This window comes from Thioclava sp. DLFJ4-1 (assembly GCF_002020145.1).
In the GTDB taxonomy this organism is placed as follows: Bacteria; Pseudomonadota; Alphaproteobacteria; order Rhodobacterales; family Rhodobacteraceae; genus Thioclava; species Thioclava sediminum.
Genome location: NZ_MPZT01000002.1, coordinates 112,642 through 134,858, shown reverse-complemented (window position 1 = coordinate 134,858; position 22,217 = coordinate 112,642). Strand labels below are relative to the sequence as shown.

Annotated in this window: 18 protein-coding genes and 1 tRNA gene; 5 read left to right on the top strand and 14 right to left on the bottom strand. The window is 65.4% G+C overall.

What is annotated here, in order from left to right; genetic code table 11:
- The first annotated feature begins 35 nt into the window (after positions 1 to 35).
- A tRNA-Met gene (locus tag BMI85_RS05685) sits at positions 36 to 112 on the top strand.
- A 77-nt stretch (positions 113 to 189) separates the two neighbouring features.
- Here BMI85_RS05685 and BMI85_RS05680 read toward each other — a convergent pair.
- The 12 genes from BMI85_RS05680 to BMI85_RS05625 all read right to left on the bottom strand — a co-directional run bounded on the left by BMI85_RS05680 (position 190) and on the right by BMI85_RS05625 (position 14,579).
- Entirely contained in the window at positions 190 to 2,370 is a 2,181-nt protein-coding gene (locus BMI85_RS05680) for an OmpA family protein (protein WP_078600081.1), read from the bottom strand.
- A 161-nt stretch (positions 2,371 to 2,531) separates the two neighbouring features.
- Positions 2,532 to 3,818, bottom strand: coding sequence for an FAD/NAD(P)-binding oxidoreductase (locus BMI85_RS05675; RefSeq protein ID WP_078600079.1), 1,287 nt, complete (start codon positions 3,816 to 3,818; stop codon positions 2,532 to 2,534).
- A 216-nt stretch (positions 3,819 to 4,034) separates the two neighbouring features.
- The gene (locus BMI85_RS05670) at positions 4,035 to 5,120 is read right to left on the bottom strand and encodes a BMP family ABC transporter substrate-binding protein (protein WP_078600077.1); all 1,086 of its coding nucleotides are present in this window, start codon (positions 5,118 to 5,120) and stop codon (positions 4,035 to 4,037) included.
- Positions 5,121 to 5,175: 55 nt separating this feature from the next.
- On the bottom strand, positions 5,176 to 6,108 hold the full coding sequence (locus BMI85_RS05665; protein ID WP_078520378.1) for an ABC transporter permease: 933 nt from the start codon (positions 6,106 to 6,108) through the stop codon (positions 5,176 to 5,178).
- On the bottom strand, positions 6,105 to 6,440 hold the full coding sequence (locus BMI85_RS05660) for a hypothetical protein (protein ID WP_078600075.1): 336 nt from the start codon (positions 6,438 to 6,440) through the stop codon (positions 6,105 to 6,107). Before BMI85_RS05660 ends, BMI85_RS05665 begins: the two co-directional genes overlap by 4 nt.
- Complete coding sequence (locus BMI85_RS05655; RefSeq protein WP_078520376.1) at positions 6,437 to 7,516, bottom strand: ABC transporter permease; 1,080 nt, start codon at positions 7,514 to 7,516, stop codon at positions 6,437 to 6,439. Before BMI85_RS05655 ends, BMI85_RS05660 begins: the two co-directional genes overlap by 4 nt.
- Positions 7,513 to 9,027, bottom strand: a complete 1,515-nt coding sequence (locus BMI85_RS05650) for an ABC transporter ATP-binding protein (RefSeq protein ID WP_078541953.1) — start codon at positions 9,025 to 9,027, stop codon at positions 7,513 to 7,515. The genes BMI85_RS05655 and BMI85_RS05650 overlap by 4 nt, the downstream gene beginning before the upstream one ends.
- On the bottom strand, positions 9,024 to 9,959 hold the full coding sequence (xdhC, locus tag BMI85_RS05645; RefSeq protein WP_078600073.1) for a xanthine dehydrogenase accessory protein XdhC: 936 nt from the start codon (positions 9,957 to 9,959) through the stop codon (positions 9,024 to 9,026). Before xdhC ends, BMI85_RS05650 begins: the two co-directional genes overlap by 4 nt.
- On the bottom strand, positions 9,956 to 12,235 hold the full coding sequence (xdhB, locus tag BMI85_RS05640) for a xanthine dehydrogenase molybdopterin binding subunit (protein ID WP_078600071.1): 2,280 nt from the start codon (positions 12,233 to 12,235) through the stop codon (positions 9,956 to 9,958). Before xdhB ends, xdhC begins: the two co-directional genes overlap by 4 nt.
- The gene (xdhA, locus tag BMI85_RS05635) at positions 12,232 to 13,602 is read right to left on the bottom strand and encodes a xanthine dehydrogenase small subunit (protein WP_078600069.1); all 1,371 of its coding nucleotides are present in this window, start codon (positions 13,600 to 13,602) and stop codon (positions 12,232 to 12,234) included. Before xdhA ends, xdhB begins: the two co-directional genes overlap by 4 nt.
- Positions 13,603 to 13,758: 156 nt before the next feature.
- Positions 13,759 to 14,226, bottom strand: coding sequence for an SRPBCC family protein (locus tag BMI85_RS05630; RefSeq protein WP_078600067.1), 468 nt, complete (start codon positions 14,224 to 14,226; stop codon positions 13,759 to 13,761).
- Positions 14,223 to 14,579 (bottom strand): metalloregulator ArsR/SmtB family transcription factor, encoded by a 357-nt coding sequence (locus tag BMI85_RS05625; protein WP_078600065.1) that lies wholly within the window; start codon positions 14,577 to 14,579, stop codon positions 14,223 to 14,225. The genes BMI85_RS05630 and BMI85_RS05625 overlap by 4 nt, the downstream gene beginning before the upstream one ends.
- A 102-nt stretch (positions 14,580 to 14,681) precedes the next feature.
- Here BMI85_RS05625 and dnaE point away from each other — a divergent pair, with 102 nt between their 5' ends.
- Complete coding sequence (gene dnaE, locus BMI85_RS05620; RefSeq protein WP_078600063.1) at positions 14,682 to 18,182, top strand: DNA polymerase III subunit alpha; 3,501 nt, start codon at positions 14,682 to 14,684, stop codon at positions 18,180 to 18,182.
- Between the two features lie 3 nt (positions 18,183 to 18,185).
- Here the strand turns inward: dnaE and BMI85_RS05615 are convergent, their stop codons facing one another.
- Positions 18,186 to 18,611: a hypothetical protein gene (locus BMI85_RS05615; protein ID WP_078600061.1), complete on the bottom strand. Its 426-nt coding sequence runs from the start codon at positions 18,609 to 18,611 to the stop codon at positions 18,186 to 18,188.
- Positions 18,611 to 18,817, bottom strand: coding sequence for a SlyX family protein (locus BMI85_RS05610; protein WP_078548211.1), 207 nt, complete (start codon positions 18,815 to 18,817; stop codon positions 18,611 to 18,613). Before BMI85_RS05610 ends, BMI85_RS05615 begins: the two co-directional genes overlap by 1 nt.
- A gap of 75 nt (positions 18,818 to 18,892) precedes the next feature.
- Between BMI85_RS05610 and hisS the strand changes: the two genes are divergently transcribed.
- From hisS to hisG, 3 genes are read left to right on the top strand one after another with little or no spacing between them, the layout of a single operon-like run.
- Complete coding sequence (hisS, locus tag BMI85_RS05605) at positions 18,893 to 20,395, top strand: histidine--tRNA ligase (protein WP_078600059.1); 1,503 nt, start codon at positions 18,893 to 18,895, stop codon at positions 20,393 to 20,395.
- The gene (locus tag BMI85_RS05600) at positions 20,395 to 21,465 is read left to right on the top strand and encodes an ATP phosphoribosyltransferase regulatory subunit (protein ID WP_078600057.1); all 1,071 of its coding nucleotides are present in this window, start codon (positions 20,395 to 20,397) and stop codon (positions 21,463 to 21,465) included. The genes hisS and BMI85_RS05600 overlap by 1 nt, the downstream gene beginning before the upstream one ends.
- Positions 21,462 to 22,175, top strand: a complete 714-nt coding sequence (hisG, locus tag BMI85_RS05595) for an ATP phosphoribosyltransferase (protein ID WP_244176591.1) — start codon at positions 21,462 to 21,464, stop codon at positions 22,173 to 22,175. The genes BMI85_RS05600 and hisG overlap by 4 nt, the downstream gene beginning before the upstream one ends.
- Positions 22,176 to 22,217 lie beyond the last annotated feature (42 nt).

Here is a 22,217-nt window from a genome sequence, read left to right as displayed (position 1 = left end):
CTGGACGATCCGCTTTGCCTAGTTAGCCCCCCAGTGGCTAGGTAGCTCAGCTGGTTAGAGCACACGACTCATAATCGTGGGGTCGGGGGTTCAAGTCCCCCCCTCGCCACCACTCCTCCCCCCTCTTTCGGGAGAGATGCGAAAAGGGCGCCCCGCAGGGCGCCCTTTGCTTTTGTCTCAGGCTCAACCTCAGTTCGAGGCGGTGCGCAGAAGATCGGTGATCCGGCGCACTGCGGCACGGCGGTTGGCTTCCGAGGCGCCTTCGGTCTGCACCTTCAGGTCCTGTTCGCCATAGCCTTGCACCACGAGGTTCTCGGCGGGCACGTCGAAATACTCGCTCAGAGCCAGCGCAACCGATTCCGCGCGACGGTCCGAGAGCGCGAGGTTGTAGGCGGCGCTGCCGACCGCGTCGGTATGGCCTTCCACGAGGAACAGCTCGCGCGGGTTCTCGTCGATGCGCTGCTGGATCGCCTGACCCAAAGCCGAAAGGGCCTGCGCCTGATCGGGCTGGATCGCGGAGGAACCGGTCTCGAAGTTGATGTTCTCGACCGAGATCGCCGGGGCGAGATCGCGAACCGGGGTGATGTTGCGCACCTGCGAGAGTGTGAAGGTACGGTCGATGCCGCTCTGACGGGTCAGCGCATCGCGCAGAGCCTGCTCGTTGCTGGACGAAACCGTCGCGACGGGCTTGGGCTTGGGAAGCGCCGAGACGTCGACCGGGTCGGCGCCGCGCGCGTCGTCGACCAGCAGGTACTGCGTGCCGTCAGGCTGGACCAGCGTCCGCTTCAGGATCTGGCGCTGGGCGTCATAGACGGTGACGATCTGGCTGCCATCGGGCTTGGTCACGATCGTGCGCGACGAGCCGTCCGCGTAGTCCTGCGTGCGAATCTTCGAGCCGGGCTGACGCAGCAGCGCGTTGTCGTCCTTCACCAGTTGGTAGGAGCCGTCGGGCTGTTGCACCACGACGCGGTCGCCCGAGTTCACGGCCACTTTCGAGCCGTTGTTCAGGATCGCCCCCACGGCGAGCGCCCCAAGACCGGAGAGCGCGGCGGTTTCCAGCGTGCTCAGACGGTCTTTCTTTTTCTTCTTCGACGAGTCGGTCTGCGCGGTTGCCTGCGCCTGAGCGTCGGGCTTGGCGTCGACCGAGGTCGCGAAGTCTTCGGATGCGCTGCGCGCGGTGTCTTCGGTCACCGTCTCTTCGGTGGCATTGGCGGTATCGGCGCTGTCGGTCGGCGCGTTGAGCGCCTCGTTCTGCACGGCTTCCCCTTCGATCGCGGCTTTCGTATCGGTCAGCGCGTTCTCCAGCAGCTTCGTCGCCTTGGTGGCCGCCGTGTCTTGGCTTGCCTGCTGATCGGTTTCGGCATTTGCGGTCGTGTCCGCGCTGGCCGAGCCGTCCGCGGTCGCGTCGGCATTGGCGGCCTCTTCCGGCTGGATCACCTTCGGTTCGACTTCAGCGCCGGACCCGCCATTGCCTTCCTGCACGACCTGCGTGTCGGAGGTGGTGTCCGTCGAGGCCTCGCCTGCAGGTTTTGCCTCGGGCTCTGCAGTCGCGGTGCTGTCCGCCTGGGCCTCCGAGTTCTGCATCGCGTTTTCGGTGGTGTCGGTCACCGGGGCAGGGGCGTCCTGCGAGGTGGTGTCGGGGCTGAGCGTGCTCGTCGCTTCGGCATCCGTCTGGCCGTCGGCCGCGGTGGTGGCATCGGTCGAGCCATCAGCGGTCGCGGTGGTCGAGCCATCGGTTTCAGCCGTAGCGGAGCCATCGGTTTCTGCGGTGGTCTCTGCGGTGGTATCCGCCGAGGTCGAGCCATCGGTGTTTGCGGTAGCCGAACCGTCGGTCTCTGCCGGTGCCGCAGCATCGGGCTGCGGGTCGGTGGCAGCGGCTGCGTCGGTCTCGGCAGAGGCATCGGCATTCGCATCGGTATTGGCATCCGTCGTCGCAGCGGCGGCCGCGTCGGCGTTGGTATCGGTGTTCGTGGTCTCGGATTGAGTGGTCACATCCGCGCCGCCTTCGACTGCGGCTTTCGCGCTGGCGTCGGGGGTGTCACCGGTCGCAGCCGGGTCCTGATCGGCGGGCGGGGATGCGCCTTCGATCGCGGCTTTTGCGGCCTGATCGGCTTCGCTGTCGCTCATTGGCGCGTCGGCATTCGCCGGATCGGTGCCTGCCGCAGCTTCGGCGGAGCCATCGGCATTTGCCGCGTCGGCCTCGCAATCGGCTTTCGCCTTATCCATCGGGGTGCCATCGGCGACCGCCTTCGCGATGCATTCAGCGGCGGCGGTATTGCTATCCTGGGCAAGCGCACTGAACGGCAGGATCGCCGGGCTCAGCGCGGCAAGGCCGGCAACGAGCGCAGTGGTCGTCTTCAACGTCTTCATGTCGTCTCCCTTTCATGCGGCATCTGGCCGCGTATCGGGGGTCCAAACGTTTCACGAGGCTGTGTGTTCCGGCGTCCACTTGGCCATCGGCGTGAATCAGCACGGGGCGGACCCGCAGGCCCGCCCCGTGATTTGGGAAGAAAAATCTGTACCGGTGCGGCTTAGTGGGTCTTCTTGACCGCTTTCAGCTTGTCGATCCCGAGCATCTTCATCGCGGTCTTCTCGTAGAACGGTTCCGAGGTGCCCTTGCGCAGTTTGCGCATGAAATACTTCTCGAAACCGATCTTGGCGAGGTGGACCCATTTCCCTTGGCTCGACCAGTTGACGTTGCGCGGCGGAAGCTGCGGCTGGGCCACGAAGGCGATGCCGCTGTCGCCGAAATCGGCCAGACAGATCGCGTTCCAGGTGCCGGTCTCGTCGGGCTCCTGACCGCGCACGATATTGCCGAGGTTATGCGCGGTGGCGGTGACCATCGACTCGATCATGAAGCCGGTCTTCGGCACGCCGCAGGGCACCGGGGTAGGGCCCATCGGCGGGATCGCGATGCCGACGCCGATCCCGAAGACGTTTTGGTATTTCGGGTTGCGCTGGTGCTTGTCGACGATGACGAAGCCGCGCGGGTTCACGAGACCTTCGAGCCCCATCACCGCCGGGATGCCACGGAAGGGCGGCAGCATCATTGCGTATTTGAACGGCATCTCATGGGTCGCCTTGATCGAACCGTCATCGGCGATCTCTTCGACATGCATCACGCCGTCTTCGACCTTCTTCACGCGGCTCGAGGTCATCCACTTCATGTGCTTGTCGCGCATCGCGCCTTCGAGAAGACCCTTGGTGTCGCCGACGCCGTCGAGACCGAGATGGCCGACATAAGGCTCGGAGGTGACGAAGGTCATCGGCACTTGATCGCGGATCTTCGCCCGGCGCAGCGCGGTGTCGAGGATGAAGGCGAATTCATAGGCTGGGCCGAAGCAGGATGCACCCTGCACCGCGCCCACGATGATCGGGCCGGGGTCTTCGCAGAAGCGCTTGAAGGCGGTGCCGGCATCCTCGGCGTGATCGACGTGGCAGACCGAGTGGGTGAAGCCGTCGGGTCCGAGCCCTTCGATCTCGTCGAAGGCCAGTTCCGGCCCGGTGGCGAGCACGATGTAATCGTAGGAAACCTCGCGGCCATCCTCCAGCTCGACCTTGTTGTCATCGGGGTGCAGGCGCTTTGCCGCGACCGGGATGAACTTGATGTTCTTCTTCTTCATCGTCGGTTCGAGATCGACGGTGATGTCCTTGCGGTCGCGCCAGCCGACGGCGACCCAAGGGTTGGAGGGCACGAAGTGGTACTTCGGGTCCTTGGTAATGACGGTGATTTCGTCTTCCTTGCGGACTTGGTCACGCAATTCATAAGCCATGATGGCGCCGCCAAGACCTGCGCCCAGCACCACGATATGTGCCATTTTGTTCCCTCCCTTTACCCGGTCATCAACTTGTCACGTCTAACTCGATAGATGCAATTGTTTGAATGTGTCAAGAAGACCCGCCTTTCAAATCCTGCGACGAATCAGCCTTTGGAACAAGTCTGACGCTAACGTGAAGTGAAAAGACACTTGCGAAACAACGAAAAAGGGCCGGCGCGCGGCCGACCCTTTCCCATTCGCATCAGTAGGACTGACTTACTTCGGCGGTTCTGCCGTGATCCCCTCGACGTAGAAGGTCATCGAGTGAAGCTGATCGTCGGTCGCCATTTCGCCATCGGCGAGGAAGGCCGTGCCGTCCTGCTTGTTCAGCGGACCGGTGAAGGGATGGACCTTGCCCGAGCCGATATCTTCCTTGAGCTGCAGCGCCTCTTTCTTGACGTCGTCCGGCACGGCCGAGGAGATCTCGCCGATCTCCACCATGCCGCTGTCGATGCCGCCCCAGGTGGCTTCCGACTTCCAGGCGCCGTCCATGACCGCACCGACGCGCTCGATGTAATAGGGCGCCCAGTTGTCGATGGTCGACGCGACGCGCGGCATCGGCGCGAAGGAAGACATGTCGGACGCCTGACCGAAGGTGATGACGTTGCCGGCTTCCTGCGCCTTGGCTTGCGGCGCGGTCGAGTCGGTGTGCTGCAGCAGCACGTCCACACCATCGGCGATCAGGGCTGCGGCCGCGTCGGCCTCTTTCGCCGGATCGAACCAAGTGTAAGCCCAGACCACTTTCATTTCGACGTCGGGGTTCACCTTCTTCGCTGCCAGATAGGCGGCGTTGATGCCCTGATAGACCTCGGGGATCGGGAAGGAACCGATATAGCCGATCTTGTTGGTCTTGGTCATGCGACCGCCGATCGTGCCCTGAATGGCGCGACCCTGATAGAACTTGGCGTCGTAGGTGGCGACGTTGTCCGCGAGCTTGTAGCCGGTGGCGTGCTCGAATTTCACGTCGGGGAATTTTTTGGCGACGTTCATCACCGCGTCCATGTAGCCGAAGGAGGTCGCGAAGATCAGCTTGTTGCCGTCCAGCGCCAGCTGGGTCAGCGCGCGCTCTGCATCGGGGCCTTCCGGCACGTTCTCGATGAACGAGGTCTTCACCTTGTCGCCGTATTTCTCTTCGATCGCCTGACGACCTTGGTCGTGCTGGTAGGACCAGCCCATGTCGCCGACGGGGCCGACATAGATGAAGCCGATTTTCAGCGGCTCGTCAGCGGCGAAAGCCGGGACGCCGACGCCCGCGACGACGGCCGTGGCGGCGGTGGTTTTCAAAAAGGATCTGCGGTTCATCGCGTTACTCCAAGTTGGGTGGCGGGCCTCTTGATGGGGCCCTTCGAGAGATGCCTCAGCTCGAGGCGTGGAAAGATTTGCCGAGGCTGGCAGGGGCGGCCTGCACGCCGTGGCGGTGAATGGCGGATAAGATGACCAGCACCACGATGGTGATGACGTAAGGGGCCATCGAGAGGATATGCACCGGGATCGCGTAGCCTGCGGCCTGCAATTGCAGCTGCAGAGCGGTGATGCCGCCGAAGAGGTAAGCGCCCAGCAGCACGCGCCACGGGCGCCAGCTTGCGAAGACGACGATGGCGAGTGCGATCCAGCCTGCGCCTGCGGTCATGCCTTCGGTCCATTGCGGCACGCGCACGAGGCTGAGATAGGCGCCGCCCAGACCGGCCAGCGCCCCGCCGAAGGCCAGTGCGGCAAAGCGCACGGCGACGACGCGGTATCCCAGCGCATGGGCGGCGTCATGGCTCTCGCCCACCGCGCGCAGGATCAGCCCGGCGCGGGTGGAGCGCAGCACATACCAGACCACCGCGACGAGGATCAGCGAGAGATAGACGATCCAGTCATGCGAGAACAGGATGCGGCCCAGAACCGGAATATCCGAGAGCGGTCCGAAATCGATCTTGGCGGTCGGCGGCGGGCGCACGCCCTCGTAGCCCTTGCCGATCAGCGCGCTCAGGCCCAGCCCGAACAGCGTCAGCGCAAGGCCCGTCGCGACCTGGTTCGACAGGAGCTTCTGCGTCAGGAAGGCAAAAAGCGTCGCCAGCAAGGCACCGGCGATCGCACCCATCAGGAAGCCCAGAACCGGGCTGCCGGTGGCGACGGCGGCGGCGAAGCCTGCAACCGCACCCATGATCATCATCCCCTCGACGCCGAGGTTGAGCACGCCCGATTTCTCGGCGACCAGCTCGCCGGTCGCGGCCAGCAGCACCGGGGTCGATGCGCCCATCAGCGTCGCCGTCAGGGTGATGATATCGATGCCGCCCACGATCATAGTGCGCCTCCATGTCCCCAGAACAGAACCGGCCCCCAGGCCAGATAGCCGCCGACGAGGCCGACGACGAGCCCGGCCACAGAGGCGTAACGCTCGCGTCCATGCAGGGTGGGGCGGCGGGGCTCTTCGCTGTCGGGGCGCGCACCGATGCGGTAGATCACCGCCCGCGAGGCCCCCAGCGCCAGCTCGAACACCACCATCATCACCACGCCGATCACGACGAAGGCCCAGAACGCCTGCGCCACCGCAAGCAGGTAGTAAAGGCCAAGCCCCATGACGGTGCCGCCAAGGAAGACGATCAACAGGCGCAGCGAGGGGAGTTTGCGCGTCATGCCGCGACCCTCCCGAAGCGAATGCGGAAGTTGGTCAGCACGTCGAAGGCCAGCAGGAAGAACAGGAGCATCCCCTGGAAGACCTGGATCGCCGCCGAGGGCAGGCCGAGCATCAACTGCGCCATGTCGCCGCCGATATAGGTGAGCGCCATCAGGAGCCCCGCCAGCAGAATGCCGATCGGGTGCAGGCGGCCAAGGAAAGCCACGATGATCGCGGTGAAGCCGTAGCCCACGTTGAAACTGTCGGTGATCTGGCCCGAGGGGCCGGAGACCTCGAACATGCCCGCAAGCCCTGCGAACGCGCCGCCCATGCCAAGCCCGAGCATCACCAGCCGTGCCGGTATCACGCCTGCGAAACGCGCAGCCCGCGGCGCCTCGCCCGCGACACGGATGCGGAAGCCCGTGATATGGCGGTGCATCAGCCCATAGGTGAAGATCACCGCGATCAGCGCCGCGACGACGCCCCAATGCATCCCCGTGCCTTCGATCAGCTCGTGATTGAAGGCCGAGGGGTAGTCTTGCAGGTTGCGCGAGCCGGGGAAGCCGAAGCCCTCAGGGTTCTTGAGCGGGCCGAAAGCCATATAGGCCAGCAGGTTCTCGGCCACGTAGACCAGCATCAGCGAGACGAGAATTTCCGAGGTGCCGAACAGAACCTTCAGCACGGCCGGGATCATCGCCCAGAGGAAGCCGCCAAGTGCGCCCAGCACGATCATCGCCGGGAACAGCCAGTGGCTTTCTGCCGGGTACATCTTCAGCGCCAGCCATGCCGAAAACAGCGCGCCCATGATGTATTGCCCTTCGGCCCCGATATTCCAGATGCCTGCGCGAAAGCCCACGGCGAGCCCGCAGGCGATCAGGATCAGCGGCCCGGCCTTCACCAGAAGCTGTCCGCGGAAATAGCTGGCATTGCCGCCGAAGAGCGGGTCCCAGAAGATCACGCGGATCGCCTCGACCGGGTGCTTGCCCAGTATCGCGAACAGGATGCCGCCCGCGATCATGGTGGCGATCACGGCGAGGAGCGGGGTCGCGTAGGACCAGAATTGCGACGGGGTGGGGCGCCGGACGAGGGTGATCATACCGCGGCCTCCTGCATCCCGTGCGCTCCGCCCAGCATCATGCCGATCTCTTCGATCGTCAGTCCTTGGGTCGGGCGCGAGGCGCTCAGTCGGCCTTCGTTCAGCGCCGAGAAGCGGTCGGAGATTTCCATAAGCTCATCAAGGTCCTGGCTGATCGCAATCACCGCAGCGCCTTTCGCCGCGAGGTCTAGCAGCGCCTGCCGGATCGACGCGGCAGCGGCGGCATCCACGCCCCATGTCGGCTGATTCACCACCAGCACGGCGGGGTTTTGCAGCACCTCGCGGCCGATTACGTATTTCTGCAGGTTCCCGCCCGAGAGCGCGCGGGCCGCGACATGCGAACCCGGTGTGCGCACGTCGAAGGCTTGGATGATCTCGTCGGCGAAGGTCTTCGCCGCGCCCTGATCGACAAATCCGTTGCGGGTCAGCGGTTTGCGCATCGTGCCTGTGAGGATCGCGTTCTCGGTCAGGCTCATCGCGGGGACGGCGGCATGGCCCAGCCGTTCCTCGGGCGCGGCCAGCAGCCCCTTCGCGCGACGGCCGTTCGGCCCGAGCCCGGAGATATCCTCGCCCATCAGGCTGACCGTGCCGGGGGCGGAGGGGCGTTCGCCCGACAGGGTCGCCAGCAGTTCTTCCTGCCCGTTGCCCGCGACGCCGCCGATGCCCAGCACTTCGCCCGCGCGCAGCTCCAGGCTCAGATCCTTCAGCGAGGGGCCGAACTGCGACAGCGGTGCGAGCGACAGGCCCGAGACTTTCAGCACGACGTCGCCCAGCTTGCGCTCGGCCCGGTCGGTCACTTTCAGCTCCGCGCCGACCATCAGCTCGGCCAGCTCGCGCGCGGTCTTCTCGCGCGGATTGCAGCTCGCCACCACCTTGCCCGCGCGCAGGATCGTCGCGCCTTCGCAAAGCGTGCGGATCTCTTCGAGCTTGTGGCTGATATAGAGGATCGCAGTGCCCTCAGCCGACAGCTTGCGCAGGGTGTGAAACAGAATCTCCACCTCCTGCGGCGTCAGCACCGAGGTCGGCTCGTCCATGATCAGAAGCTTGGGGTCCTGCAGCAAGCAGCGCACGATCTCGACGCGCTGACGCTCGCCCGCGGAGAGGTCGCCCACCAGTCGCGCGGGGTCCAGCGGCAGGCCATAAGCGGTGGAAATCTCGCGGATACGCTTGGCAAGCTGGCGCATCGGCGGCGGGTTTTCCATGCCGAGCGCCACGTTCTCGGCAACGTTAAGTGCCTCGAAAAGCGAGAAATGCTGGAACACCATCGCGACGCCAGCGGCGCGCGCGGCGCGCGGATCGGCGGGCGCGAAGGACTGGCCCGCAAAGTGCATCGTGCCGGAATCGGGCTTCACCAGCCCGTAGATCATCTTCACCAGCGTCGATTTGCCGGCGCCGTTTTCGCCCAGCAGGGCGTGGACCTCGCCCGGACGCACCGAGAAGCCGACGCCGTCATTGGCCACGACACCAGGATAGGCTTTCGTCAGCCCGTCGATCTTGAGCAGCTCCGTCACCCGGCGCGTTTCCCTTTCCCCGTCGCCGCTTGCGCGGCGTTCAGCTCTTTCACTAGCCCGGTCGCTACCCCAAGGGCAATGGCTTGAGGATGCTTCCCCAAGGTCGGATCGCCTATCGGGCAGGCAATGCGCGAAATTTGTGCATCCGAATGCCCGAGCGCGGCGAGGCGCTTGCGGAAGCGGACCCATTTGCTGTCCGACCCGATCAGGCCGAGCCCGCCGAAGCCATGGGCGAGCAGCCGGTGACAAAGCTCCAGATCGAGAGAATGTGAATAGGTCAGCACGAAGTGGCGGGCATCGGTGCGCGCGAGGGAGATCAGATCGGCCGGGTTCTCGGCGATCAGTGGCGTGACGCCTTCGGGGATCATGTCGGGAAACCGCTCCGCCCCGCTATCGGTCCAGGACAGGACAAGGCCGGGCAGGGGGGACAGCGCCCCGATCAGCGCGCGCCCGACATGGCCTGCGCCCCAGACCCAGACGGGCGTAGCGGGCGGCGCGACCCGCTCGATCAGCCAGTTCTCGACCAGCAGCGGCGGCGTCTCGCCGCGATCGCGGGCGCGGGCCAGCGCGCGCGTGACGGCGAGCGGCTCGGGTGTGCCCGGCGTCAGTGGACGGGCGTGCCAGTCGCCCGTGATCTGCGAAACGGTGGTCCGGTCCATTCGCTCATATCCCAACACCACGGCCCCGCCGCAGCATTGGTTCATCGCGGGGCCCAGCGGGATTTTCTCGATCCCTGTCAGCCCGCGCCGCGCCTTCGTAATGGCGGAGAATTCCAGCGCCCCACCGCCGATCGTGCCTTCGACATGATCCGCCCAGACAAGCATCTCCGCCCCGTCTTCGCGCGGGGTGGAGCCTTGGGCGCGCGCGACCACGACGCGGGTGAAGGGGCCGCGGTCTGCCGCGCGGGCGAGGGCTGCGGGATCGAGGCTCATGCGTCCCCCCTTGCCCGATGGACGGCAGCCAGAACCGCCTCGGGCGTGGCAGGCGCTTGCAGATCGGGCCAGTTCGGGCCGCAGGATTTGCACGCGTCCTGCAGCGCGAGGAAGGCCGAGATCGCCAGCATGAAGGGCGGCTCGCCCACCGCCTTGGAGCGATAGATCGTGTCCTCGCGGTTCGGCTCGTCCCAGAGCGCCACGTTGAACACACGCGGGCGATCCGAGCAGGCGGGGATCTTGTAGGTCGAAGGCGCATGGGTGCGCAGACGCCCCTTGTCGTCCCAGACCAGCTCCTCGGTGGTCAGCCACCCCGCGCCCTGCACGTAGCCGCCTTCGATCTGGCCGATGTCGATGGCCGGGTTCAGCGAGGCGCCCGCATCATGCAGGATGTCGGTGCGCAGGATGCGGTTCTCGCCGGTCAGCGTGTCGATCACCACCTCGGTCACCGCCGCGCCATAAGCGAAGTAGAAGAACGGGCGACCCTGACCCTTGATCCGGTCCCAGCTGATCTTCGGCGTGGCGTAGAACCCGGTCGAGGAAAGCGATACCCGCGCCTCGTAGGCCAGCTTCACCAGTTTCGCGAAGGGCAGGGCGTGATCGCCCACGCGCACCTCGCCATCGGCAAACGTCACGTCTTCCACCGCAGCGCCCGCGCTTTCGGCCATGAAACCCGCCAGCCGCGCCTTGATCGTCTCGCACGCGGCCTTCACCGCCATGCCGTTCAGATCGGCCCCGGAGGAGGCCGCTGTCGCGGAGGTGTTGGGCACCTTGTCGGTGGCCGTCGCGGTGATGCGCACATCCTCATCCGTGACGCCGAAGACCGATGCCGCGACCTGACAAACCTTGCGATGCAGGCCCTGACCCATCTCGGTCCCGCCGTGGTTCAGCTGGATCGAGCCGTCGGCATAGACATGCACCAGCGCACCCGCCTGGTTCAGCTGGGTCAGCGTGAAGGAGATGCCGAACTTCACCGGCGTCAGCGAAATGCCGCGCTTCAGGGTGGTATTCGCAGCGTTCCACTCGGCCACGCGGGCCTTGCGGGCCGCGAACTCGGCAGATTGCTCCAACCGCTCGGTGATCTCGGGCAGGATGAAATCGTCGACCGGCTGGCCGTAATGCGTGCTCTGCCCGCCCTCGGGGTCGTAGTAGTTGCGCTTGCGCAGATCGAGGGGATCGATCCCCATCACATGGGCGAGGTGATCGAGCGCGGCTTCCGTGCCGATCATGCCCTGCGGGCCGCCGAAGCCCCGGAAGGCCGTCGCGCTTTGGGTGTTGGTGCGCAGCCGGTGGCTCTCGATCTTCACATTTGGCAGGTAATAGGAACTGTCGGTATGCAGCATCGCGCGGTCGCAGACCGGCAGGCTCAGGTCCGGCGACCAGCCGCAGCGGGCGAGATGGGTGAACTCGGCCGCGACGATCTTGCCCTCGGCATCTGCGCCGAGCCGATACTTGATCCGGAAATCATGGCGCTTGCCGGTGATGACCATGTCGTCATCGCGGTCGTAGCGCATCTTGCAGGGCCGCCCGGTGGCTCGCGCGACCACCGCGCAGGCGATGGCAAGCGCATTGCCCTGGCTCTCCTTGCCGCCGAAGCCGCCGCCCATCCGGCGCATCTCCACCCGGACGTCATGCATCGCGCAGCCAAGCGCGTCGGCCACCTTGTGCTGGACCTCGGACGGGTGCTGCGAGGAGCAGCGGATCACCATCCCCTGATCGTCGGGCAGGGCGAGGGCGGCCTGACCTTCGAGGTAGAAGTGCTCCTGCCCGCCCATGTCGAAGCTGCCTTCGACGATATGCTCGGCCTGCGCGAAGCCTTTGCCGGTATCGCCGCGCGCCCAGGTGACCGGGCCGCCTTCGAAATGGCTGTTCGCGTCGAGCGCCTCATCGACCGTCAGGATCGCCGGGCGGGGCGTGTAGTCGACCTCCGCCAGCCGTGCGGCCTTGCGCGCGGCATGATGGCTGGTCGCTGCGACCACGAAGATCGGCTGGCCGACGAAATGCACGACGCCTTCGGCTAGAACCGGTTCGGGCTCGGGCGCGGGCGAGGCGTTGTTGGCGAACGGCATGTCCTCGGCGGTGAGCACCGCGACGACACCGGGCGCTGCGCGCACCGCGCTCAGATCGAGCGAGGCGATCTCGGCATGGGCCTCGGTCGAGAGGCCGAAGGCGAGGTGCAACGTGTTGCCGGGGCAGGGGATGTCATCGACGTAGCGCGCCGCGCCGGTGACGTGCAACTGCGCGGAATCGTGGGGTTTCTTGGTGCCGACGCTCATGGTTGCACCTCCAGAATGGAGAGGGCGCCTTGGGCATTGCGGACGTATCGGATCAGCATCGCCTTGGCCGCCTCCATCCGGTAGGCATCCGAGGCGCGCATGTCGGTGAGCGGCGTGAAGTCCTGCTCCAACGCGGGCAGGGCGGCCGTGATCGCCTCTTCGGTGAAGGGCTGACCTTCCAGCGCGGCCTCCAGTGCCGTGGCGCGTTTCGGGGTGCCCGCCATGCCGCCGAAGGCGATACGCGGAGCGCCGATCTTGTCGCCATTGCGCGGGATGTTCAGCGCGCCGCAGACGGCGGAGATGTCCTGATCGAAGCGTTTCGACAGTTTGTAACAGGCCAGATCGGGCGCGGATTTCGGGAAGCTGACGCTTTCCACAAACTCGCCGGGCGCGCGGTCCTGTTTGCCATAGTCGAGGAAGAAGCTCTCCAGCGGGATGGTGCGGCGCGCCTCTCCCTTGCGCAGCGTCAGCTCCGCGCCCATCGCGATCAGGACGGGTGGGCTGTCGCCGATGGGCGAGCCGTTCGCGATATTGCCGCCGATGGTCGCCGCCTGACGCACCTGTTCGGAGGCGAAACGGCGGAGCAATTCGGCAAAGCTCGGGAGCGTGTCGCGGATCGCTTCGCGCAACGCGGCCAAGGTGACGCCCGCGCCGACGATGTAGCGGTTGTCGGTTTCCTCGATGCTCTGCAAGTCCGTGCAGTTGTTGAGGAAGGCGACCTCTTTCAGCTCGCGCAGCTGTTTCGTGACCCAGAGCCCCACATCGGTCGCGCCCGCGATCAGCGTGGCGTTGGGATGGGTGAGATACCAGTCTGCCAGTGCATCCGCGCTGTCGGGCAGGAAGACGTGATCGGCCCTTGGCGCGACCTCTGCCAGATCGGGCAACGTGTCGTGCATCCACGCGGGCACGGGCGCGTCCTGCGCAGCCTCGGCGGCGCGGATGATCGGCGCGTAGCCGGTGCAGCGGCACAGATTGCCTGCCAGCAGATCGTCGTGATCGCGGCGCCCGTTCAGATGCCCCGCCGCCATCGAGGCGATGAAGCCGGGCGTGCAGAAGCCGCATTGCGAGCCGTGATGATCGACCATCGCCTGCTGGACCGGGTGCAATTCGCCTTTCGGCCCGGCGACGCCCTCGACGGTGCGCAGCGCGCGGCCGTGCAGATGGGGCATCATCATCAGGCAGGCATTGAGCGGTTTGGCGCCCTCCGCGTCGGTCACGATGACCGAGCAGGCCCCGCAATCGCCCTCGTTGCAGCCCTCCTTGGTGCCGGTCAGCCCCTCGGCGCGCAGCCAGTCGAGCACAGATTGCGTCGGATCGGTAAGTGCCACCGTCCGGGTTTCTCCATTGAGAAGAAACGTGATCTCCATACGAAAAATCCGCCGCCTTACCAGTCGTCCCTGCGGTCCCCCTCGATGCGGCGTAGAACGGGACCGGCCCAGCAAAGCCGATGCAGACAGGCTTTGGCAAGGGATTCGCGCCTGCGCGTTGCCCGAAACTTGATCCGGTGATCAAGAATTGGGCGTTCAGCCGCGCTCAATGGCTTCAGCGATCTCGGCCATCTGCCCCGCGACGGTGCCCCAACCTTCATGGAAGCCCATCTCCTCGTGGCGTTTGACGCTTTCCGCGCTGCCATGCCGGGCGATAACATTGTATTCGCAGCCCTCCTCGGTCTCGATGAAGTTCAGATCTGCGGTGAAGAAGGGTTGTGCCGCAGGACGGAAATCGGCGCTTAGGCAATCGGTGAAGACGAGCCGCTTTGCCGGTTCGACGATCAGGTAACAGCCCTCGGATTCGATCTCGCCGTATTCTTCGAAGACCATCTTCGTGTAGAACGCGCCGCCTGGGCGGACGTCGAGCTTGGCGTCGACCGTCTTGCCGGGTTTCGGAGCGAAGAACTGTTTCAGCAACTCTGGTTCGGTCCAGCAGCGATAGACCGTGGCGGGGCTGGCGGCCACGCGCCGGGTCAGAGTCAGGTCGAGTTCGGTTGTCATTGCGCATCTCCCTTCGTGTCATGCTCAAAGGCCTCTGCCAGCGTATCGAGCCGGTCGAGGCGGTCCTCCCATTGCCGGCGCAAGGTGGCCAGCCAGTCTTCGGCGGCGCGGACCGGCAGCGCCTCGATCCTCGCCATGCGCACGCGACCGCGCTTCTCGGTCACGATCAGCCCGCCGTCTTCCAGCACCCGGAGGTGGCGCAGGAAGCTGGGCAGCGCCATCTGGTGCGGCGCATGTAGGTCGGAGACCGAAGCGGGCCCCTGCGTCAGCCGCTCCAGCACCGCGCGGCGGGTCGGGTCGGCCATGGCGGCGAAATAGCGGTCGAGTGCCTGTGTGTCGAAATGCTTAGCCATGTGGCTAACTGTTTGCGTATTGCCGATTCGAGTCAATGGTTAGTCTGATCGCTAAGTTTTTCCCGCTTTCTGCAGCGCGCCCGACCCGCTAAATCTGGTGGCATGACCAGCCCCCGATTCATTCATCTGCGCGTCCATACCGAGTATTCCCTGCTCGAAGGCGCCGTTCCCGCCAAGAAACTCGTGAAGATGTGCGAGTCGGCGAAGATGCCCGCCGTCGCCGTGACCGACACGAACAACATGTTCGCGGCGCTCGAATTTTCCGTGACCGCGACGGGGGCGGGGCTGCAGCCGATCGTCGGCTGTCAGGTCTCGTTGGAGTTCGATCCGGCCAAGCCCGGCGAGCGTCCGCGCCTGCCCGCACCGATCGTTTTGCTGGCCCAGACCGAGCGCGGCTACGAGAACCTGATGAAGCTGAACTCGTGCCTCTATCTCGACAAGCACGGGGCGCTTATTCAGGTCACGCTGGAGGAGCTGGAGCGGTATTCCGAGGGGCTGATCTGTCTTTCGGGCGGCCCAGACGGCCCCGTCGGGCGGCTGATCCGGAATGGCGCGAAGGACCGCGCCAAGGCGCTGCTGCAACAGCTGGCCGGGATCTACCCGAACCGCCTCTATGTCGAATTGCAGCGTCACCCGGGCGAGGGCGGCACGCTGACCGAGGCGGAGATCGCGACCGAGCGGCCCTTCGTCGAATGGGCCTATGAGCTGGGTCTGCCGCTGGTCGCCACGAACGACGTCTATTTCCCGAAGCCCGCGATCTACGAGGCCCATGACGCGATGATCTGTATCGCGGAAGGCGCCTATGTCGATCAGATCGAGCCGCGCCGGCGTTTGACCCCACAGCACTATTTCAAATCCGAAGGCGAGATGGTCGCGCTCTTCGCCGATCTGCCCGAAGCTGTGGAGAACACCGTCGAGATCGCGAAACGCTGCGCTTTCTCGACCTATAAGCGCGCGCCGATCCTGCCGAAATTCGCAGATGACGAGGTGGAGGAACTGCGGCGTCAGGCCTGGGACGGGTTGCGCAACCGTCTTGACGTGATCCCGCATGCCGCTCCGGTCGAGGATTACGAGAAACGCCTGCAATTCGAGCTCGATATCATCGAACAGATGGGCTTCCCGGGCTACTTCCTGATCGTTGCCGACTTCATCAAATGGGCAAAGGATCACGACATTCCGGTCGGGCCGGGGCGGGGCTCGGGCGCGGGCTCGCTCGTGGCGTACGCGCTGACCATCACCGACCTCGATCCGCTGCGCTATTCGCTTCTGTTCGAACGCTTCCTCAACCCCGAACGTGTCTCGATGCCGGACTTCGACATCGACTTCTGCATGGATCGCCGCGAGGAGGTGATCCAATATGTTCAGAACAAATATGGGCGCGAGAAGGTGGGCCAGATCATCACCTTCGGTGCGCTTCTGTCCAAGGCCGCCGTGCGCGACGTGGGGCGCGTGCTTCAGATGTCCTACGGCCAGGTCGACAAGCTGTCGAAGCTGATTCCGGTCGAAGGGGTGAAGCCCGTCAGCATCGAGAAGGCGCTGGCCGACGAGCCGCGTCTGCGCGAAGCGGCCCGCAACGAAGAGGTCGTGGCCCGGCTTCTGGATTACGCGAAAGCCATCGAAGGGCTGCTGCGGAACGCCTCGACCCACGCGGCGGGCGTCGTGATCGGCGACCGTCCGATCGACGAGCTGGTGCCGCTCTATCAGGATCCGCGCTCGGACATGCCCGCGACCCAGTTCAACATGAAATGGGTCGAGCAGGCGGGTCTGGTGAAGTTCGACTTCCTCGGCCTGAAGACGCTGACGGTGATCCGCTCTGCGATGGAGCTGATCTTCAAATCGGGCCGTCCGCTGCATGTCGATGCCGCGGGCAACCAGCTCTACGAGCCTGCCGAGGGCGCGGAGAACCATATCAACGCGATCCCGCTGGATGACGAGAAGACCTACAAGCTTTACGCGGATGCGAAGACGGTCGCCGTGTTCCAGGTGGAATCGGAGGGCATGAAATCGGCCCTGCGCCAGATGAAGCCCACCTGTATCGAGGATATCGTCGCGCTCGTGGCGCTGTATCGTCCCGGCCCGATGGAGAATATCCCGACCTATTGCGAGGTGAAGAACGGGCTCAAGAAGATCACCTCGGTCCACCCGACCATCGACCATATCCTCGAAGAGACGCAGGGCATCATCGTCTATCAGGAGCAGGTGATGCAGATCGCGCAGGTCATGGGGGGTTACTCGCTTGGCGGCGCAGACCTTCTCCGCCGCGCGATGGGTAAGAAGATCAAGGAGGCGATGGACGCCGAGCGCCCGAAATTCGAGGCGGGTGCGGCCAAGAACGGGGTCGACAAGAAGAAGGCCTCCGAGGTGTTCGACCTTCTGGAGAAATTCGCCAATTACGGCTTCAACAAATCCCACGCCGCGGCCTACGCGGTGGTGTCCTATTACACCGGCTGGCTGAAGGCGAACCACGCGGTCGAGTTCATGGGCGGCGTGATGAATTGCGATATTCATCTGACCGACAAGCTCGCGATCTATGCCGACGAGGTGCAGAAGAAGCTCGGGATTGAGATCATCCCGCCTTGCGTGAACCGCTCGCTTTCGACCTACGACGTGGTCGATCAGAAGCTGGTCTATGCGCTGGGCGCGCTGAAGAACGTGGGCGTGGACGCGATGCAGATGATCGTGACCGCGCGCGGCGACGAGCCGTTCAAGGACCTGTTCGATTTCGCGCGGCGCGTGGACATGAAGCGCGTGGGCAAGCGCCCGCTGGAGATGCTGGCGCGGGCAGGGGCCTTCGATCTGCTGGACCCGAACCGCAAGCGCGTCTTCGAGTCGCTGGAATCGCTGATGGCGTGGTCGGGCGCGGTGATCGAGGCGCGCGAGTCGGCGCAGGTGTCGCTCTTCGGCGAGGCGGGCGACGATCTGCCGCCGCCGCGTCTGGCCGATACCGACGACTGGCTGCCCGGCGAGCGTCTGGCCGAAGAACACAAGGCCATCGGCTTCTACCTCTCGGGTCACCCGATCGAGGATTACCTGCCTGCGCTCAAGCGCAAGAAGGTGCTGAGCTGGGAAGAGGTGCAGCAAAAGGCCGTGGGCGGTCCTTTCGTGACCAAGATCGCAGGCGAGGTCGCCTCGGTGCGCGAGAAGAAATCCGCCAAGGGCAACCGCTTCGCCTTCGTGGCACTCTCGGATGCGTCCGGGCCCTACGAGGTCGCCTTCTGGTCGGAGGCGCTGGAAGCCTGCCGCGACGTGCTCGAGACCGGCAACCTTCTGGTGCTGACCGTGAAGGTCGAGGTCGACGGCGAGTCGGTGCGTATGGTCGCCACTTCGGCCCAGACTGTGGAGAAGGCGACGGCGGATGCGGGGTCATCCGGGCTTCTGGTGCATATCGACAACAATGACGCGGTCGCCTCGGTCGCGAGCCTCGTCGAGCGGGTCGCCCGCGAAGGGAAGGTCCATTCGCGCGGCCCGATCAGCTTCATGGTCTATGACAATGAGCGGGGCTGCCGCTACCAGATCACCGCGATGCCCGAGGCGCCGGTCAACGCACAGGTCAAAGGCGCGCTGCGCTCCTTGCGCGGGGTGAGCGAGGTCGAGGAGGTCTGAGCCTCACAGGCTGCGCGCCACCCATGCCAGCCGCAGCGCGATCGCGGCGGCAAGGGCGGTGGCGAACTCGCCCCAGCGCAGCAGCGCCAAGCCGCGCAGAAGGTCGCGCTCGTTGATCCCGTCGCGCACCGCACCGGAGATCATGCCCATCTCCAGCCACGCCGCCGCGCCCAGCACGGCGGTTGCCAGAAAACTCAACGAGATCAAAAGCATGGCCTGTCGATGGCTGCGCAGCCGCCAGATCAGCCCGCACATCAGCGGCACGGCGAAGAACACCTGCATCGCAAGGATGCCGCTGCCCTGCCACAGCTCGAACCGGTCGAGTGTCGAACGAAGGTCGATCCCCGGGGGCCAGATCAGCAAAGCGGTGTAGATGAGCGCTTGGGCGCTCACGAAAACCCCGTTCAGCCCCCAGAGCGCCGCATCCATTACCAGTGCGGCGGTTTCTGGTCGGCCAAGGGGATCGCGCTGCCGCTGTCATATTCGCGCTCGGCCTCGCGCTCCATCAGCAGCCCCAGATGGCGCTCCAGCCGTTCGATCTGACGGGCCTGCGCGGCCGCGACATCGGACAGCTCGTCCACCGTTTGCGTCAGATAGGCGATCTGTTCCTCCGCCCGTTCCAGCCGTTCCTGCATCTGCCGTTCCTATTGCTTGCCGGGGCCAGCCCCTTGGGCTACACCCTCGCGCGAGATAAGATCAGGTGCAAGCCGATGGCGAAACAGAAAAAGCAGCCCCGTCCCAAGGCCGAGGCCCCGAAGGGCTTCCGCGATTATTTCGGCACGGAGGTGACCGAGCGCGCCGATATGCTGGCAAAGATCGCAGAGGTCTATCGCACGCATGGCTTCGGGGCGCTGGAAACTTCGGCCATCGAGACGGTCGAGGCACTGGGCAAATACCTCCCCGATGTGGACCGCCCGAATGCGGGCGTCTTCGCGTGGCAGGAGGAAGATGACGGCAAGTGGCTGGCGCTGCGCTACGACATGACGGCGCCGCTGGCCCGGGTCGCGGCGCAATATCGCAACGATCTGCCGACGCCCTATCGTCGCTTCACGATGGGCCCCGTCTGGCGCAACGAAAAGCCCGGTCCGGGCCGGTTCCGCCAGTTCTATCAATGCGATGCTGATACCGTGGGCGCGCCCTCGGTGGCGGCTGACGCCGAGATTTGCGGGATGCTTTCGGACGCGTTGGAGGCGGTCGGCATTCCGCGCGGCGATTACGTCGTGCGGGTGAACAACCGCAAGGTTCTGAACGGCGTGATGGAAGTCGCGGGCGTTCTCGACCCGGCCGATCCTGCCAAGTTCGAGGAAGAGCGCGGCATCGTCCTGCGCGCCATCGATAAGTTCGACAAGTTCGGCGAGGAGGGCGTGCGCCTTCTGATGGGCGAGGGGCGTCTGGACGATTCCGGCGACTTCACCAAGGGCGCGGGGCTGTCCGAGGCACAGGCCGATACGGTCATGGGATTCATGGAGGCCAAGCGCGAAGACAACGCCGCCACCGTCGCGCGTTTGCGCGAGTTGGTCGAAGGCTCGGCGCTGGGTGCGGAAGGCGTGGACGAACTCGAGCAGATCGCCTCGCTTCTCGACGCGCAAGGCTACGGCCCCGACCGCATCGTGATCGACCCCTCGGTCGTGCGCGGCCTGGGCTATTACACCGGCCCGGTTTTCGAGGCCGAGCTGACCTTCGAGATCACCGACGAAAAGGGCCGCCCGCGTCAGTTCGGTTCGGTCGCAGGCGGCGGGCGCTATGACGATCTGGTCAAGCGCTTTACCGGTCAGGTCGTCCCGGCCACCGGCGTCTCGATCGGCGTCGACCGCCTGCTGGCCGCGCTGCGCGCGAAGGGCCGCATCGGCGGCTCCGCGCAGGGCCCGGTCGTCGTGACCGTGATGGATCGCGACCGGATGGCCGAATACATGGCGCTGGCTTCGACGCTGCGCGGGGCAGGGCTGCGCGCCGAGGTCTATCTGGGCAACCCGAAGAACTTCGGCAACCAGTTGAAATACGCCGATAAACGCGAAAGCCCGGTGGCGATCATCCAAGGCTCGGACGAGGCAGACCGCGGTGTCGTTCAGATCAAGGACCTGATCCTCGGCGCGAAGATCGCACAGGACGCGACGGTTGAAGAATGGAAATCCCAACCGGCGCAATTTGAGGTTCCGACCGGGGAAATGGTCGCAAAAGTGCAAGAAATCCTTGCACGCTACGAGGCCAAGTAATGGCGGACAAGGCGCAAGCGCGGACGCAGGCAAGCCGCCTGCTGGGGCAATTCCTCGCGGCAGGGGCAGTCGAGGTCACGCCTGACATCCTGCAACCCGCCGAGGCGCTTCTCGACCTTTACGGCGAGGATATCCGCGCCCGCGCCTATGTCACCGCCGACCCGCTGCGCGGCGAGATGATGCTGCGCCCGGACTTCACCGTGCCGGTCGTGCAGGAGCATATGGCCAATGGCGCCGAACCTGCGCGCTACGCCTATGCGGGCGAGGTATTCCGCCGTCAGGATCATCGCGGCCCCGCGCGTGCCAATGAGTATTTTCAGGCCGGGTTCGAAATCTTCGACCGCGCCGATCCCGAAGCCGCAGATGCCGAGGTTTTCGCGCTGTTCGCGGGGCTTCTCGCCAAGTTGAACCTGTCCGCCACGATCGGTGATATGGGCCTGCTGCGCGCGGCCGTCGACGGGCTCGATACGCTGCCCGAGCGCAAAGCTGCGCTCGCCCGTCACATCTGGCGTCCCAAGCGCTTCCAGCATCTGCTTGCGCGCTATTCTGGGCAGGTCGAGGTGCCGAAAGCCCGCGCCGATCTGCTGACCGGTCAACGCTCCGGCGCGCCGTGGATCGGGCTGCGCTCACGCGAGGAGATGGAGGCGCGGATCGCCACGCTCGCCGCCGACGCTGCCGCTGCGCCGATCCCGACCGATGCGGTTGCCGCGATGGGCAAACTGGCTGAGCTGCGCTGTGCTGCAGATCAGGCGCCTGCCGCCCTGCGCGCGCTCGGCATTGAAGCCATCGAACCGGCCATTGCGCGGCTCGAAAAGCGTCTCGACGCGCTCGCCACGCGCGGCATCGACCTCGCCGCGATCACCTTCGACGCGAGCCACGGGCGCTCGACGATGGAATATTACGACGGCTTCGTCTTCACCTTCACCGCAGCCGATCCGGCACTACCGCCGGTCGCGAGCGGCGGGCGCTACGACGCGCTGACCCGGCAACTGGGGCAGGGGCGCGAAATCCCCGCCGTGGGCGGCGTGATCCGTGCAGGGTTGATGGCCGATCTGGAGGCGCAAGCATGAGCGAGGCCATGATCAAACTCGGTGTACCCTCCAAGGGGCGTCTGATGGAGAAGACCTTCGACTGGTTCGCGCAAGCAGGCATCACGCTCAAGCGCACCGGGTCGGAGCGCGAATATGCGGGCGCGGTCGAAGGGGCCGAGGGCGTGCAACTGGTGCTGCTGTCGGCCGGAGAAATCCCGCGCGAACTGGCGGCGGGCCGCATCCATCTGGGCGTCACCGGGTCGGATCTCGTGCGCGAGAAGCTCGCCGACTGGGAAAGCCAGGTCGCCGATCTCGCGCCGATGGGCTTCGGCCATGCCGATCTGATCATCGCGGTGCCGGCCTGCTGGTCGGATGTGGACAGCCTCGAAGACCTCGACGCCGCAGCCCACCGCTTCCGCGCCACCCACGGCTTCCGCTTGCGGATCGCCACGAAATACCATCGGCTGGTGCGCGAATTTCTGACCCGCGAAGGCGTGGCCGATTGGCAGCTCGTCGACAGTCAAGGCGCGACCGAGGGCACCATCGCGAACCTCACCGCCGAGGCCGTGGCCGATATCACCTCGAGCGGCGAGACGCTGCGCGCGAACCATCTGAAGATCCTCTCGGACGGGCTGATCCACCAGTCTCAGGCGACGCTGTTTGCGTCGCGCGCTGCCGATTGGTCGGGGCAGGAAAGCCGCCTTGCGGGTCTCGCGCAGCAGCTCGGACTGCCCGCGCCAACGCTCTGATCTTCCTCTTGGTCGAAATATCCCACGGGGGTCCGGGGGTGT